Origin of the sequence: Nocardia tenerifensis NBRC 101015, from assembly GCF_000308715.1 — a bacterium.
GTDB classification, from domain to species: Bacteria; Actinomycetota; Actinomycetes; order Mycobacteriales; family Mycobacteriaceae; genus Nocardia; species Nocardia tenerifensis.
Genome location: NZ_BAGH01000013.1, coordinates 1 through 16,320, shown reverse-complemented (window position 1 = coordinate 16,320; position 16,320 = coordinate 1). Strand labels below are relative to the sequence as shown.

12 protein-coding genes are annotated in these 16,320 nt (G+C 69.2%); 4 read left to right on the top strand and 8 right to left on the bottom strand.

Annotated features, from left to right (window positions below; genetic code table 11):
• Positions 1-28 precede the first annotated feature (28 nt).
• The 4 genes from ON39_RS01555 to ON39_RS01540 all read right to left on the bottom strand — a co-directional run bounded on the left by ON39_RS01555 (position 29) and on the right by ON39_RS01540 (position 4,550).
• Positions 29-619, bottom strand: coding sequence for a TetR/AcrR family transcriptional regulator (locus tag ON39_RS01555; RefSeq protein ID WP_040729924.1), 591 nt, complete (start codon positions 617-619; stop codon positions 29-31).
• Complete coding sequence (locus ON39_RS01550) at positions 616-1,842, bottom strand: cytochrome P450 (protein ID WP_040729921.1); 1,227 nt, start codon at positions 1,840-1,842, stop codon at positions 616-618. The genes ON39_RS01555 and ON39_RS01550 overlap by 4 nt, the downstream gene beginning before the upstream one ends.
• A 729-nt stretch (positions 1,843-2,571) precedes the next feature.
• On the bottom strand, positions 2,572-4,059 hold the full coding sequence (locus ON39_RS01545) for a catalase (protein WP_040729918.1): 1,488 nt from the start codon (positions 4,057-4,059) through the stop codon (positions 2,572-2,574).
• Between the two features lie 53 nt (positions 4,060-4,112).
• The gene (locus ON39_RS01540) at positions 4,113-4,550 is read right to left on the bottom strand and encodes a Fur family transcriptional regulator (protein ID WP_040729915.1); all 438 of its coding nucleotides are present in this window, start codon (positions 4,548-4,550) and stop codon (positions 4,113-4,115) included.
• A 318-nt stretch (positions 4,551-4,868) separates the two neighbouring features.
• Here ON39_RS01540 and ON39_RS01535 point away from each other — a divergent pair, with 318 nt between their 5' ends.
• On the top strand, positions 4,869-6,209 hold the full coding sequence (locus tag ON39_RS01535; protein WP_040729913.1) for a serine hydrolase domain-containing protein: 1,341 nt from the start codon (positions 4,869-4,871) through the stop codon (positions 6,207-6,209).
• A 64-nt stretch (positions 6,210-6,273) separates the two neighbouring features.
• Entirely contained in the window at positions 6,274-7,623 is a 1,350-nt protein-coding gene (locus ON39_RS01530; protein ID WP_040729910.1) for a serine hydrolase domain-containing protein, read from the top strand.
• A gap of 9 nt (positions 7,624-7,632) precedes the next feature.
• On the opposite strand, the gene ON39_RS01525 is transcribed toward ON39_RS01530, so the two are convergent.
• Complete coding sequence (locus ON39_RS01525; protein WP_040729909.1) at positions 7,633-8,547, bottom strand: aminotransferase class IV; 915 nt, start codon at positions 8,545-8,547, stop codon at positions 7,633-7,635.
• Between the two features lie 161 nt (positions 8,548-8,708).
• On the opposite strand from ON39_RS01525, the gene ON39_RS01520 reads away from it, so the two are divergent.
• Entirely contained in the window at positions 8,709-11,147 is a 2,439-nt protein-coding gene (locus tag ON39_RS01520) for a beta-glucosidase family protein (RefSeq protein WP_040729906.1), read from the top strand.
• Positions 11,148-11,184: 37 nt separating this feature from the next.
• On the opposite strand, the gene ON39_RS01515 is transcribed toward ON39_RS01520, so the two are convergent.
• Together ON39_RS01515 and ON39_RS01510 are read right to left on the bottom strand one after the other, a co-directional pair.
• Positions 11,185-12,219, bottom strand: coding sequence for an aspartate-semialdehyde dehydrogenase (locus ON39_RS01515; protein WP_040729903.1), 1,035 nt, complete (start codon positions 12,217-12,219; stop codon positions 11,185-11,187).
• A 2-nt stretch (positions 12,220-12,221) separates the two neighbouring features.
• On the bottom strand, positions 12,222-13,487 hold the full coding sequence (locus ON39_RS01510) for an aspartate kinase (RefSeq protein ID WP_040729901.1): 1,266 nt from the start codon (positions 13,485-13,487) through the stop codon (positions 12,222-12,224).
• A gap of 207 nt (positions 13,488-13,694) precedes the next feature.
• Between ON39_RS01510 and ON39_RS01505 the strand changes: the two genes are divergently transcribed.
• Entirely contained in the window at positions 13,695-14,111 is a 417-nt protein-coding gene (locus ON39_RS01505) for a secondary thiamine-phosphate synthase enzyme YjbQ (RefSeq protein WP_040729899.1), read from the top strand.
• A 9-nt stretch (positions 14,112-14,120) separates the two neighbouring features.
• On the opposite strand, the gene ON39_RS51125 is transcribed toward ON39_RS01505, so the two are convergent.
• On the bottom strand, positions 14,121-16,320 hold a 2,200-nt coding region (locus ON39_RS51125; RefSeq protein WP_040729896.1), incomplete at its 5' end, for a helix-turn-helix transcriptional regulator.

The window sequence follows — 16,320 nt, the reverse complement described above, 5'->3', positions numbered from 1 at the left end:
CGGAACCGTCCACGGTTCCGGTCGTCGCCTATTCGATCCGCATCCGCCGATCGAGCAGGAACGGAATGGCGAAGTCGCGCAGCATCGCTCGTTCGTCGTCCTCGCCCGCGCCGGGCATGGTCAGCAGGGACACCATCACCCGGACCAGCCATCGACCGAGTCGGCGCGCCGCGGCGGCGGTCACGTCCGGCCGGAAGTCGCCGACGAACCGGGTGGCGAGGTCGTCCACCACCGTCGACGAATCAGACAGCTGCGCAACGATTCCCGCGTTCGCGGGGGCGAACCACACGGCCAGATGCGGGGTTTTACGAACCTCGGCGATCAGGGCAGTCAAACCGTCCAGCAGCCGCTCGCCCGGGTCGGTGGCCGCGGTGACCGCGGGATCGCGCCACACGCGCTCCACCACCTGACGCGCCTCGCGCCCGGCGAACGCGACGTACAGCGCTTGCCGGTTGTCGAAGTAACGGTAGAGCGTCGCCCTGGAACACCCGGCCGCCTCGGCGACTTCCGCCATGCCGACACCGGTGACGCCCTTGTCGAGGAACAGCCCGCGCACCGCGTCGAGAATGCGCTCGGCGGCGAGCTCCGCGCGGTCGTCGGCCAGCCAGCCACCGGTCATGCCGCACACCGGAACGCGACGGTGGTCGGCCGCCGGACGTAAGGCCCTGGCGCGTACTCGACGGCGTCGATATCCACCACGAAGTTCGGGAAGCGATCGAGCAGCTCCTCGAGCGCCACCCGGGCCTGCATTCTGGCGGCCGCGGCGCCGAGGCAGTGGTGCGGTCCGTGCCCGAAGGTGAGGATGCGCTGAGGATTTCGGTCGATGTCGAGCTCCGCGGCGTCGGCGCCGAAGGCGCGTTCGTCCCGGTTGGCCGAGCCGAACACCAGCAGCACCTTCCGGCCCGCGGGAATCGCCTTGCCGCCCAGCTCGATATCGCGCGTCGCGGTGCGCGCCAGGTTCTGCACCGGCGCGGTCAGCCGGGCGAATTCCTCTACGGCCGTGGCGATTCGGTCTTTGTCCGCCACCAGCGCGGCTCGCTGATCCGGATGTTGTTGCAGCAGTTGGACCGCGCCGCCGAGCAGCCCGGTCGTGGTGTCGTTGCCGCCGGCGACCATGGTCCACGTGTAGGCCAGAATCTGTACGAGGCCACGCACATCCGCGTCGTCGGCCGCCATGCCCGCCTGCACGAGCAGCGACACCGTGTCCTCCCCCGGATCGGTTCGGCGTCGCTTGATGAGTTCGGCGAAGTAGCCCATCATCTCCATCGACGCGGGCAAGGCCTGGGTCTGCGCGCGGTCGATGCTGCCCGCGACCACCGCGTCGGTCCAGCCGTCGAACCGGGCCCGATCCTCCTCCGGCACACCGAGGTAGTACGCGACGACCATGCTCGGCAGCGGCTTGAACAGCTGCTTGACGATGTCCCCGCCGCCGTCCTCGGCGATCCTCTCGAGGCGGTCGCGGACGAATCGGCGCACCACCGGCTCCACCTCGGAGACCTGACGCGGCGTGAACCCGCGGGCGACGAGTTTGCGAAAGTCGGTGTGCTCCGGCGGATCCTGCATCACCAGCGGCGGATTGTCGGTCAGCCCGATCTGTTCCAGCTCGCCGTACTCGACGGTCAGCCCGTCGCGCGAGGAGTAGGTCTCGCTGTCGCGGGCCGCCGCGTAGACGTCCGCGTGCCGGGTGAGCACCCAGTAGTCGTGGTCGGGGCGCGTCGGCGGCACCACGTGATGCACCGGATCCTGTTCGCGCAGAGCGGCATACATTTCCCACGGCGACGTCCAGGTGGCGCCGGAGCGGAGCTCGAAGACAGGGCCTGGCCGAGACGCATCGATCGACATGTAGTGACGGTAAGACAAATAGACGAAAGTGTCTAGAACAAGTTCTACTCGGTGGCGCCGGGCCGATCACCCTCCGGAACCGGTCCGGCCGCCCCTTCCGAATCGGGACCGCCGCGGCGCGCCCGCGGTTACCTTCGGCAGTGGCAGCGGGTGATCGTTGCCGGTCAGCTCCCGGAAGAGCCGGCGAAAAGCGTGTCCGGTGTCCCGAGTGGCCTGCCGAGCCGGTCACCCCTCGTGGACCGGCCCGGCAAGCACTCTCTCCCCGGAGTGCGACCTGTCAACCCCTCGAAGACAGGTCGCACCCCGTTCCCCCACCCCCGGCGGTGGCTTGAACACCGAACACTCCGGACCTCCCCCGCCCGGCGTGTTCGGTGTTGACACAAACAATGCCCGCGCGGGCTTAGCACGCACTTAAGAACACCTTGCAGGCCGAAAGCCGCAGGTGAAAGGGCCATATGGGCGGCGTATGCGCCGAGTTTGTACCAGTCGCCCCCGGATAGCGGATGATGGAGACGACAGGGTCGAGGAGATTGGGAGCGACGATGGAAACCGTGGTGGTCTGGGCGCTGGCCTGCGTGCTCTATTGGTGGGGCCTGCTGTAGCGGTGGCCGGTGTTCCGCGGTCACCGGTGGGCGCCCGCCGCGGCCGAAAGGGTAAGTAGGACAGCACAAACGACGAGGCAGGTGCGTACCGAACGCGGTACGCACCTGCCTCGAACTACGGAGTGGGTCAGCCCTGCGAAGGGGGCGGCGTCGCGCCACCCTCGAGCCCCGCGCGGACACCCTCCTCGACGCGCTTGCCGAGATCGGGATCCACGTTCGTCCAGTACTCGAACACCCTGCTCAGGACGGGTTCGCGCACGCCGCCGAGCACGTGCCCGACGATATTGCTCACCAGGCGATCGCGCTCCTCATCGTTGTACACCTCGCGCACCAGCGTGCCCGCCTGGGTGAAGTCGCCGTCCTCGGGGTGCTGGACGTACCCGGCGCGCACCATGGTCGGATCGAACTCCCACAGGCCGCCGTCGGGCGCCTGCGCCGGATCGGCGTGCGGGCCGCCGAAGGAGTTCGGCGCGTACACCGGCACGCTCGCGTCGTTGTAGGAGTACCGCATGGCGCCCTCCTTGGAGTACGTGTTCACCTCCGCGGCCCTCGGCAGGTTCGGCGGCAGCTGCGCGTAGTTGACGCCGATCCGGTAGCGATGCGCGTCGGAGTAGGCGAACACGCGGCCGAGCAGCATCTTGTCCGGCGAGAAGCCGATGCCGGGAACGACATTCGACGGCTCGAAGGCGGCCTGCTCGATATCGACGAAGTAGTTGCCGGGGTTGCGGTTGAGCGTCCACTTGCCGACCTCGATCAGCGGGTAGTCCCGGTGCGACCACACCTTGGTCAGGTCGAACGGGTTGAACCGGTAGCTCTCGGCCTCGGCGACCGGCATCACCTGGACGTGCAGCGTCCAGCTCGGGAAGTCGCCGCGCTCGATCGCGTCCCACAGGTCCTTGCGGTGGTAGTCGGCGTTCTCGCCGGCGATCCGGTCCGCCTCGGCCTGGGTCAGGTTCTCGATGCCCTGGTCGGTCTTGAAGTGGTACTTCACCCAGAAGCGCTCGCCCGCGGCGTTGATCCACTGGTAGGTGTGCGAGCCGTAGCCGTTCATGTGCCGATAGGTCTTCGGGACGCCTCGGTCGCCCATGAGCCAGGTCACCTGGTGCGCGGTCTCCGGGCGCAGGGTCCAGAAGTCCCACTGCATGTTGTGGTCGCGAAGCCCGCTGCCGGGCAGGCGCTTCTGCGATCGGATGAAGTCGGGGAACTTGATCGGGTCCTTGATGAAGAAGACCGGGGTGTTGTTGCCGACGAGGTCGTAGTTGCCGTCCTCGGTGTAGAACTTCACCGCGAAGCCACGCGGGTCACGCCAGGTGTCGGGGCTGCCCTGCTCGCCGGCGACGGTGGAGAACCGCACGAGCGACTCGGTCCGCGCGCCGGGCTGGAACAGCTTGGCCTTGGTGTAGCGGCTCACGTCGTTGGTCACGACCAGTTCGCCGTAGGCGCCGGCGCCCTTGGCGTGCACGATCCGCTCCGGCACCCGCTCGCGGTTGAAATGGGCGAGCTTCTCGATCAGGTAGTGGTCGTGCAGCAGGATCGGGCCCTGGGTCCCGGCGGTGAGCGACTCGTTGTCGCTCGCGACCGGGGTTCCGGAGTTCGTGGTCGTCGGCTTGGTCATTCTCGAAGCCTCCTCGGCTGGTGATGCGTCCCGGGCGGGCGAACCCGGGCTGGTCATGATGGCTGCCGCGCGGAACGGCAGGTCGGGCATCGGCCCCAGAAGACGACCTCCGCCTCGTCGACCGCGAAGCCGTGGTCGTCGGCGGGTGTCAGGCAGGGGGCCTCGCCCACGACACAGTCGACGTCGACGACCGTGCCGCAGTCTCGGCACACCAGGTGGTGGTGGTTGTCGCCGGCCCGGGTCTCGTACAGCGCGGCCGAGCCGGCCGGTTCGATGCGCCGCAGGAGCCCGGCGTGCACGCAGGCGCGCAGTACGTCGTAGACGGCCTGGGTGGACACCGTGCCCAAGGCCTCGCGAACGGTGGCGGCCACCCGGTCCGCGTCGACGTGCGGGGTGGCCGCGACCGCGTCCAGCACCGCGATCCGCGGGGCGGTGACCCGCAGACCGGCCGCGCGCAACTGCTCCCGCGGGTCGAGGTGGTTGGTGTGCATGACACCGATCCTCCACCTTTTCTGGAATAAGTCAAGAAACAGAACTTCTACAGATAGAGTGTGATGGGCTTCATATGAGGCGGCGCGGAATACTTCCGGATGGGTGGTCGTTGATCCCTGCTGTCGGCGTCCGGACAGCCCCGGGCCTCACCCCTTTTGTCGCTACGTGCGACCACTCGCCGAGAGGCGCTTGTGGGACGTCGACTTCGTACGACTCAGCGCCGCCAGGTTCTCTGACCTGGCGGCGTTTGTGTTTTCCACCCGGCTCGCCGCGTCGGTGGCCGGGCCGCGGCGCCCTCCCGCGATAGCCTCGAGCGCATGGGGCGATGCGGTGGTCTCCTGGTCGGCTTCGCGGCGCTATCGCTGGTGATCGGCGGTGTACTGCCCGCGCACGCGGCACCCGCGTCCGAGGAGGTGCGGTGCACGCCGCAGTCCGGACGGGAGTTCGCGCGGGCCAGGCCCGAGCGGGTCGGCCTCGACAGCGCGCGGCTCGCGGACGCGCTGGCGTTCGCTGCCTCTCGAAACCGCTTGAATGTCCAGGTGTTTCGGCACAACTGCCTGATCGGTGAGGGGCCTACCAATGCGCAGACCGGTAACGTGGCGTGGAACATCTGGAGCTCCACCAAGAGCGTCGTCGCGCTGATCGCCGGAATCGCTTGGGACCGAGGGAAACTCGATATCGCGGCCCCGATAGATCGCTATCTGCCCGCGGGGCTCGGCGACGCCGAGCATCGGGCGATCACGGTCGAGAATCTGCTCACCGAGACCTCCGGCCTGAAGATCGGCGCGCTCTCCGAGGGCTTGAGCGGGGTGATCCCGATCGACCCCAACAGTGCCGTGCAGGCGCTGGGCATGCCGCTGAACAATCCGCCGGGCACGGTATTCAGCTACAGCCAGCGCAATGTCGACCTGCTCACTTATGTCCTGGAGTTGGCTGTCGGCGAGCCTCTTCAACAATTCGCCCAACGCGAACTCTTCGACCCCCTCGGCATCCAACGCGGCGACTACTACTGGGCCCGCGACCGAGCCGGACACACCTACGGCTACGCACACCTCATGATCCCGCCGAACGATTTCGCCAAACTCGGCCTACTCGTCAGCAATGACGGGCGTTGGGGCGCAAGTCAAATCGTCTCGGAACGATTTCTGCGGCAGGCCCTTCGGCCGTCTCCGTCCAACGAATGCTACGGGTACCTGTTCTGGCTCGGACCCGAGTGCGCGGGACCGCTCTACCACGTGCCGTCGGACGTATTCATGATGGACGGGCTCGGCATGCAGAACGTCTTCGGTATCCCGAGTCTCGACCTCACGGTGGTGTGGACCGGAATCTTCGGCAATCGCAGCAGCGGCGGCCCGACCGGCATTCTGCAGAATCAGGCGGAGCTCCCGTACCAGTTCTTCCGGAAACTGTTCGCGGCATTCCACGAACGACCGATGCCCGACCCCGGTCCGTACGTCGAGCCTCCGGTCCGGCTCGATCCCAGGGGTTATGTCGACCCCGACATTCTGCCTGCGGTATTCGGCATCGGACCGGACGCGTACCCGGGCTGTAATGTCTTCTCCTGCCTGAACTATCCGTTGGCTCCGCCGTTCTGGGATACCGCGCCGGGTTGCGCGATTCTCGCCTGTGTCGGCCCCGGCGCACCGGGCATCCGGTGACACGGCCGCACCACAACGCACCATTCGCCCGTCGGCGCCGGGCCCGCGCGTTAACCTCGTGCGCATGGGGCGATTCGGTGGGTTCCTCGTTGGGTTCGCTGCGTTATCGCTGGTCGCGGGGAGTGTTTTCACCGGCGGGCAGGCATCGGCCGATCCCGGAATCGATGCGGTCGGTTGCGCGATGCGATCCGGCCGCGAACCGGCACGCGCGGAGCCGGAGCAGGTCGGGCTCGACAGCGCGCGACTCGCGGACGCGCTGGCGTTCGCCAGCACCCGAAACCGCCTCAATATTCAGGTATTTCGGCACAACTGCCTGATCGGCGAGGGGCCTGCGAACGCACAGACCGGGAACGTGCCGTGGAATATCTGGAGCGCGACCAAGAGCATTGTCTCGCTGCTCGCCGGCATCGCGTGGGACCGGGGAAAGCTCGACATCTCCGCGCCCATCGACGAATATCTGCCGCCGGGGCTCGGCGACGCCGAACATCGCTCGATCACGGTTCAGAACCTGCTCACCGAGACCTCCGGAATGAAGGTCGGCGTGTTGACCGAGGGCGTCACCGGCGTGGTGCCCATCGAGCCGGACAGCGCGGTCCAGGCGCTCGGTGTGCCGCTGGACAATCCGCCCGGCACGGTATTCAGCTACAGCCAGCGCAATGTCGACCTGCTCTCCTACGTTATCGAACTCGCGGTCGGCGAGCCCCTGCAACAATTCGCCCAACGCGAACTCTTCGACCCCCTCGGCATCCAACGCGGCGACTACTACTGGGCCCGCGACCGAGCCGGACACACCTACGGCTACGCCCACCTCATGATCCCGCCGAACGATTTCGCGAAGCTGGGTTTGCTGGTGAGCAACGACGGACGCTGGGGCGCACAGCACATCGTCTCCACCGAATACCTGCGGCAGGCGCGCGAACCCTCGCCTGCCAACAGGTGCTACGGCTATCTGTTCTGGCGCGGGCCGGGCTGCGCCGAGTCCGCGCACAGCCTGCCGTCCGATGTGTACATGATGTCGGGCCTCGGGCTACAGGACGTCTTCATCATTCCCAGCCTCGACCTGACGGTCGTCTGGACCGGGTTCTACGGCAACGTCAGCCGGTACGGGCTGACCGGCACCATCCAGAACATCGACGAGCTGCCGCACGAATTCTTCCGAAGACTGTTCGCCGCGTTCCACTCCCCGCCCATGCCGGACCCGGGGGCGTATGTCGAGCCGCCGCTGCAACTGAACCCGGGTCAATTCATCGACCCGAATTTCGTGCTCGCGGTGTTCGGCGCGGGGCCGTTCGCGTATCCGGGCTGCAATGTCCTGGCGTGTGCGAACACCGCGCTGGCGCCGCCGTTCGCGGATACCGCGCCCGGCTGCGCGATTCTGGTCTGCCTCGGCCCGGGAGCCCCCGGCATCCGGTGAGCCGGCGGGTCAGCCGAGCGGGGTGACCCAGCCGTGCAGGACGTCGGTACGGAGGGCGTCGGCGTGCCGTTTGCGCAGGGCCTGGGAGATGGGGCCGGGCCTGCCGTCGGCGACCGTGCGGCCGTCGACCTCGAGGACCGGGGCGGCACCGGCGGAGGTTCCGGTGACGAAGACCTCGTCGGCGATGTAGAGCTCGGTCAGGTCGACGGTGCGTTCGACGACGGGGATGCCGTCCTCGGCGGCCAGGGTGAGGACGGTTCTGCGGTTGATGCCGTCGAGGATGTCGCAGGACACGTCGGGGGTGATGAGCGTGCCGTTGCGGACCAGGAAGATATTGGCGGCGCTGAGCTCGCAGACGTGACCGTTGCCGTCGAGGAAGACGCAGTCGTCGTAGCCGCTGTCGATCGCGTCCTGCTTGGCGAGCACCGAATTCACATACGCGCCATTGACTTTCGCGCGCGACGGGATCGCGTTGTCCGGAATGCGCCGCCACGGACTGGATTTCAGCCGCATGCCGTCCTGCGGGACGATCGGCACCGCGTCGTAGACGAACATGCTGACCTGGATCGCGCACCCGCGCACCCTGGTGCCGGGAATCGACTCGACCACATGCACTGTCGCGCGGACGAAGACGTCCTCGGTGGGGGCGTTGCGGGCGATGAGCTCGACCACCGCCGCGGAGAACCGCGCGTAGTCCCACTCCGCCGCGAACCGGTCGATCCCGATGATCTTGCACGACTCCTCGAGCCTGCGGAAGTGATCGTCGAGCCGGAACGCGGTCCGCGCCGCACCCGCCACATGCACCGGAAACACGGTGTACACGCTGAGCCCGTACAGCACCGCCGACGATGCGACACCGACCGTGGCCGCCTCGGCCGCGACGATCCGGTCACCTAGATACACCTGGGGATGGGGGTTTGCCATCGCCGGAGGCTAACAGCCGCGGGGACGACCGGGCGAGCCCATTTCGGGCCGGAACCGCGTCGCGGGACGCGCCGCTGGCTACGCTCGGCGGAAGGAGACTCTGCACCGCGACCGGCGGTGAAACCCTGTCCGCACCGATATGGCAGACGAAGGAGTTCGATATGAGTCCAGCCGACGAGGCCCGCGAAGAAGTGGTGACGGCGGCCCTGGGGAGGCTCGACCTCCCGGCCAAGGCCCGGCTGCTGATGGGTCAGGACATGTGGTCGCTGCCCGCGCTGCCCGAGATCGGGCTGCGGTCGCTGGTGATGTCCGACGGTCCGATCGGGGTGCGCGGCGTGCACTGGAGCGCCGACGATCCGTCCATCGCGCTGCCGTCGCCGACCGCGCTGTCCGCGTCGTGGGATCCGGAGCTGGCCCGGCGGGCCGGGCGGCTGCTCGCGCAGGAGGCCAGGCGCAAGAACGTCAACGTGCTGCTCGCGCCGACGGTCAATCTGCACCGATCACCGCTCGGCGGAAGGCATTTCGAGGCCTACTCGGAGGATCCGTATCTGACCGGGCGCATCGGCACCGGCTATGTGCTCGGGGTGCAGGACGGCGGAATCGGCACCACCGTCAAGCATTACGTCGCCAACGACGCCGAGACCGACCGCTTCACGGTGAACAATGTCGTCTCCGCCCGCGCGCTGCGCGAGCTGTATCTCGCGCCGTTCGAGGCGATGGTCCGCGACGCGAGCCCGTGGGGCGTGATGGCCGCGTACAACTCGGTCAACGGCACCACGATGACCGAGCACGGCGAGCTGCTGAACGGAGTGCTGCGCGGGGAGTGGGGTTTCGACGGCATCGTGGTCTCCGACTGGACGGCCGCCAGGTCGACGGTGCCGGCGATCGAGGCCGGTCTGGACGTCGTCATGCCTGGGCCGCAAGGGGTTTACGGTGACGCGCTCGTCGCGGCGGTGCGCGACGGTGCGGTGGACGAGTCCGTGGTCGACGCGGCCGTGCGCAATGTACTGCGGCTCGCGGCCAGGGTCGGCCTGCTCGAGGGCGCCGATCCGGTGGTGACCACGCCGCCCGAGCAGATCGACGGGGACGCGTTGGCGCGAGAGATCGCCACGCGCGGTTTCGTTTTGGTGCGCAACGAGCGGATCGGGGAACGCGCCGCCCTGCCGCTGGACCGTAGTGACACGAAGGTCGCGCTGATCGGCCTGGCCGCCAGGGACGCCCGCATTCTCGGCGGCGGCTCGGCCACCGTCTTCCCCGCGCACGTGGTCTCGCCGCTCGACGGGCTGACCGCCGCGCTGCCCGCGGGCGCGCTGACCTACGCGATCGGCGCCGCCCCGAGCGACGATCTGGGCGCGGCCGACCGAGGATTCGAGCTGCGCGCCCGGATTTTCGACGCCGACGGCGCCCTGCTCGGCGAGAGTTCGCTGCCCAACGGAATGGTCAACTGGCTCGGCGAGCTGCCCGAGGGCATCGAGTACGACGCGCTGCACACCGTCGAGGTGCACGGCACCTTCACGCCGGAGGAGACCGGCTCGCATGTGTTCGGCACCAAGGGAATCGGCGATTTCCGGCTCGTCGTGGGCGACACCGTGGTGTTCGAGGGCGCCGAAACCCTCACCGGCGCGGACCCTTTCGAGGCGTTCTTCGGCACTGCGGCCGAGCGGGGCACGGTCGAGCTGACGGCGGGGACGCCGGTGGAGGTGCGCATGACCCATACACCGGTGAAGCTCGCGGGCATGCCCATCAAGGCGATCCTGTTCACCCTCGCGCACGGCGATCCCCGCCGCGACCCCGACGAGTTGATCGCCGAGGCCGTGGAGACGGCGCTGGCGGCGGACGTCGCGGTGGTCGTCGTCGCGACGACGGAGCAGGTCGAGTCCGAGGGCTTCGACCGCACCAGCCTGAAACTGCCTGGCCGCCAAGACGAATTGGTCAGCCGGGTGGTGGAGGCGAACCCGAACACGATCGTGGTGGTGAACGCCGGCTCGCCGGTGGAGATGCCGTGGCGCGACGACGTGCCCGCGATCCTGCTGACCTGGTTCCCCGGCCAGGAGGCCGGCGCCGCGCTCGCCGAGGTGCTGCTCGGCGACACCGAGCCCGGCGGCCGGCTGCCCACCACCTGGCCCGCCACGCTGGCCGACTGCCCGGTCTCGGAGGTCACTCCGACCGACGGCGAGCTGGTCTATCGGGAAGATGTGTTCGTCGGCTATCGCGCGTGGGAACGGGCGGGCACCACGCCCGCCTACCCGTTCGGGCACGGAATCGGTTACACCACATGGGATTACGAGTCGATCGCGCATGAGGGCACGACGGTGACGGTCCGGGTGCGCAATACCGGCGCGCGCCGGGGCGGCGAGGTGGTGCAGGTCTATCTCGCGCCCGTGGCGGACACGACGGTCCGGCCCGCGCGCTGGCTGGCCGGCTTCGCCCGCGTGGAGGCCGACCCGGGCGAGTCGGTGGAGGCCACGATCCAGTTGCCGGAGCGGGCATTCGAGATCTGGGACGACGGGGCGTGGCGAAAGGTGCCCGGCGCGTACGAGATCGAGGCCGGACACTCGATCGCCGAGCGCTCGCTGTGTATCCGCTACGACGCCGAATGAGGGTGGGTGCGGCCGCGCGGTGCACGGCCGCACCTTCTCAGCGATTGCTGAGCAGGACCTCGGCGATCTGAATCGTGTTGAGGGCGGCGCCTTTTCGCAGGTTGTCGCCCGAGATGAAGAGCGCGAGGCCACGACCGTCCGGCACGCCGGGATCCTGGCGGATCCGGCCGACCAGCGAGTCGTCGGCGCCGGCCGCCTGCAGCGGCGTCGGCACGTCGACCAGCTTGACGCCGGGCGCCTTGGCCAGGATCTCCCTGGCCTGCTCGACCGAGAGCGGCTGGTCGAACTCGGCGTTCACCGACAGCGAGTGACCGGTGAACACCGGGACGCGCACGCAGGTCCCGCTGACCAGCAGGTCGGGCAGGCCGAGGATCTTGCGGCTCTCGTTGCGCAGCTTCTGATCCTCGTCGGTCTCCCCGGAGCCGTCGTCGACCAGCGAACCGGCCAGCGGCAGCACGTTGAACGCGATCGGCGCGACGTACTTGTTCGGCGCGGGGAAGTCGACGGCGCCGCCGTCGTGGGTCAGCTTCTCGGCGTCGTCGATCACCGCGCGCGCCTGCGACGCGAGTTCCTCGACACCGGCCAGGCCGCTACCGGACACCGCCTGGTAGCTGGACACGATGAGGCGGCGCAGACCAGCCAGGTCGTGCAGCGGCTTGAGCACCGGCATGGCGGCCATGGTCGTGCAGTTCGGGTTGGCGATGATGCCCTTGACCAGGTTGCGGGTCTGCTCGGGATTGACCTCGCTGACCACCAGCGGGACCTCGGGGTCCTTGCGCCAGGCCGACGAGTTGTCGATCACGGTGACCCCGGCCGCGGCGAAGCGCGGCGCCTGCACCCGGGACATGGTGGCGCCGGCCGAGAACAGCGCGATGTCGAGCCCGGCCGGATCGGCGAGCTCGGTGTCCTCGACGACGATCTCGCCGCCGCGCCACGGCAGCTTCGTACCGGCCGAGCGCGAGGAGGCGAAGAATCGCACCTCATCGGCCGGGAAGTCGCGCTCCTCCAACAGTTTTCGCATGACGGCGCCGACCTGCCCGGTCGCGCCGACAACACCTACCCGAACACCCATGATTAACGTCCCGTCCCGGCATGCACAACGGCCACCTCGTCGCCACCGAGCTCGAAGGCGCGGTGCAGCACCTGCACGGCCTCGTCCAGCTCGGTGTCCTTGACCAGCACCGAGATCCGGATCTCGGAGGTGGAGATCAGATCGATGTTCACGCCCGCCTCGGCCAGCGCCTCACAGAACTTGGCCGTGACGCCGGGGTGGCTCTTCATGCCCGCGCCGACCAGCGACACCTTGCCGATGTGGTCGTCGTAGAGCACCTGCGAAAAGCCGATCTCGTCCTGCTGCTTGGTGAGCATCTCGACGGCGCGCGCGCCGTCGGTCTTGGGCAGGGTGAAGGTGATGTCGGTCTTGCCGGTATCGATCTTGGAGATGTTCTGCAGCACCATGTCGATATTGATCTCGGCGTCGGCGACCGCGCGGAACACCTTGGCGGCGTAGCCCGGGACGTCGGGCAGCCCGACCACGGTCACCTTGGCCTCGCTGCGATCGTGCGCGACGCCCGTGAGGATTGCTTGCTCCAAGGGGATGTCCTCCATCGATCCGTAAACGTAGGTGCCCGGCTTGTCGGTATAGGACGAGCGCACATGCACAGGCACGTTGTAGCGGCGCGCGTACTCGACGCAGCGCAGCATCAGCACCTTCGCGCCGCAGGCCGCGAGCTCCAGCATCTCCTCGTAGGAGACCTGCTCGAGCCGCTGCGCGTCCGGCACGATCCGCGGGTCGGCGGTGAAGACGCCGTCCACGTCGGTGTAGATCTCGCAGACGTCGGCCTCGAGCGCGGCGGCCAGCGCGACCGCGGTGGTGTCGGAGCCGCCGCGGCCGAGCGTGGTGACGTCCTTGCTGTCCTGGCTGACGCCCTGGAAGCCGGCGACCAGCACGATCTGCCCGTCGTCGAGCGCCTGGCGCAGGCGGCCCGGGGTGACGTCGATGATCTTGGCGTTGCCGTGCGCGCCGGTGGTGATCACGCCGGCCTGCGAGCCGGTGAACGAACGGGCCTCGGCGCCGAGCGAGTGGATGGCCATGGCGACCAGCGCGTTCGAGATGCGCTCACCCGAGGTGAGCAGCATGTCCATCTCCCTGGCCGGCGGCGCGGGCGCGACCTGCTGGGCGAGATCGAGCAGTTCGTCGGTGGTATCGCCCATGGCCGAGCAGACGACCACCACGTCGTGGCCCGCCTTCTTGGTCTCGACGATCCGTTCAGCGACGCGCCGGATGCGCTCGGCGGTGGCCACCGAGGATCCTCCGTACTTCTGAACAACGAGAGCCACGACAGGGTCCTCCAAGATCGACTAACCAGGGCTGACAGGCACCCAGCGTACCGGCCGTCGTCCAGCAGATTACCCCTGCCTCCTCCGCCGAGCGGCCCCGCGACGGTGTCCGCAGGTCGGGCTCGGCCTCGATCGCACTGGACATCGCGTCGCCGGACACCGGCCTCGTGCGGCCGCGAATCGGCGCGCATGACGCACGATGGAGTGATGAAGAGCACGGTATTCACGCTGACCACCGGACGGACCGAGGTCGTGCAGGACATCACCGGGCAGTGCACGGCGTTCCTGCGCGAGGCCGCCGACGGCGGTGACGGGCTGTTGAACGTGTTCGTGCCGCACGCGACGGCGGGCGTCGCGGTGATGGAGCTGGGCGCGCGCAGCGACGACGACCTGCTCGCCGCGCTGGGCGAGCTGCTGCCCGCCGACGATCGGTGGCGGCACGCGCACGGTTCGCGCGGACACGGGCGTTCGCATGTGATGCCCGCCCTCATCGCGCCCTACGCCACGATTCCGGTGATCGGCGGCTCGATGGCGCTGGGGACCTGGCAGTCCGTGGCGTTCGTCGATCTCAATATCGACAATCCGGAGCGCGAGGTGCGGCTGTCGTTCCTCGGCGATCGCTGAGGTCGTGAACTAGTCGGTCGCGGGCACGTGCAGCCGGGCCAGCTCGGTGCGATTGGCGACGCCGAGCTTCGCGTAAACGTGCGCGAGGTGGGTCTTCACCGTGCCGCGGCTGATGTAGAGCCGAGTGGCGATCTCCGGATTGGACAGCCCGGAGACGGCGAGATCCACCACCGACCGCTCCATCGGCGTCAGGCTCGCCCAGCCGGAGTCCGGGCGGTTGCGCCGGCCGCGCGCCTTAGTGGCGTACTCGACGGCCCGCGCGCCGTCCATGGCGCGGCCGCGTTCCAGATAGTCGGTCAGTTCGTGCTCGGCGACTCGGGAGTTCAGTAGTTCGCGGGCAGCCGCCGCGGTGGGGTCCGGCGCCGAGCCGGTCTCAGAACGGGCGCGTTCGGCGGCACCGAGCAGGACGGCGGCGACTTCGGTCGTGCCCCGTCGAGCCAGCGTGAGCGCGAGCGCCTCGAGGCTCACCGCGCGGCCGAGCACGAGGTCGTGCCCGGTCCGGATGCGCAGCGCCTCGTGGTGCAGGCGCAGTGCTTGCTCGATATCGTTGTCGTGCAACAGTAATGCGCGCTGGTCGAGCACGTCGGCGTGCACCGACGGCAGGGCACGAATCATCGGCTCGGTCACGAGGGTTTCCAGCAGCGCTGTCGCCGCGGCGAGTTCGCCCGATTCGCGCAACGCGGTGGCGAGCACCACCTGGGTCATCGGGGTGAGCGGTCCGTCGGGCGCCTCGCCCGGCGTGCGGCCCTCCCGCCGGCACCAGGCGATCGCCTCCGCCGGATCGCCCGCCGCCAGCGCGCGCATGGCGTGCACGCGCTCCCAGCCGGGCACGAACGGCGAGGTTTCGCCGTCGAGCAGGCGGTCGATCGGGGCCAGGGCGGCGGCCGCGTCGTCGAGAAGGCCTTGGCTTACCCGTATTTCGGCGAGGGCGGCCCGGGCCGAGCCCATGTGGTGGAAGTCGTGCAGGGGCTGTGCGGTGGCGACCGCGTCCTCGGCGATTTCGGCGGCGCGGGCCAGCTCGCCCGAGCGCGCGGTCGCGGCGGCGAGCCAGGCGAGCGCGAACGAGGCGAAGCCGCGGTCGTTGCGGGCGCGCATGCCGATGAGTGCCTGGTCGAGTTGTGTTATGGCGCTGCGGTATTCGTCACGGAACAGGTGGATCAATCCGAGCAGCGCCGTGGTGGAGTCGGCGATGAAACCGTCGCCGATGCGCGACGCCTCTAGATGCAGCGCCTCGGCGTCGGTGTAGGCCCGGTTCAGGTCCAGGCCGAGCTGCTCGACCGCGCACAGCGAGCGGGCCAGCCTGCCGACCGCGTCGGCCCCGACCTCGGCGGCCAATTCCGCTGCGGCACGCGCGGATTCGTATCCGACGAAGCCGTAGACGGTGGTGTCGCACACCAGCGCCAGCCCGGCCAGCACCCGGGCCTGCAACTCGTCCCGCGCGCCCGCGCCGCGCTCGACGGCGCGGCGCAGCACCCGAACCCCTTCCAGGCCGCGGGGTTCGAGATACCAGAACCAGGCCATCGCCGCGGCGAGCCCGCGCCCGTCGGCCGGATCCGGCCGGTCGAGACCCCAATCGATGGCCGCACGAATGTTGGCCAACTCCAGCGCGATTCGGGACCGCCAGGCGTCCTGGTCGGTGCCGAGCAGCGGCTCGGCGCGCTCCACCAGCGCGAGGTACGCCGCGAGGTGGCGGTCGCGCAGCGACTCGGTCTCCCCGGCCTCGGCGAGCCGGAGCAGCGCGTAATCCCGGACCACGCCGAGCATTCGGTAGCGGGCCACCGCCCCGGTGGTGTCGGCCACCACCAGTGACTTGTCGATCAACCCGCGCAGGGTCCGCAGCGCGCGACCCGGCGTCGCGTCCAACGGGGCCACCTCGTCGGCGGCGAATCCCGGCTCGAACACCGCGAGCCTGCGGAACAGCACCCGCTCGTCGTCGTCGAGCAGGTCATGGCTCCAGCGCATCGACTCCGCGAGGGTCCGCTGCCGGAACGGCGCGGTGCGTGAGCCGCCGTCGAGTACGGCGAAGGGTTCGTGCAGCGAGTCGGCCAGCTGGGTGAGCGAGAGCGTGCCCGTCCAGCCCGCGGCCAGTTCGAGGGCGAGCGGCAGACGATCCAGGCGATCGCAGACCCGGCGGGCCGCGCCGCGCGCCTCCGGGGTCGGGTCGCCGGCGTGCGCACGCGCGAGGAACAGCGACAAGGCGTCGGCGAGG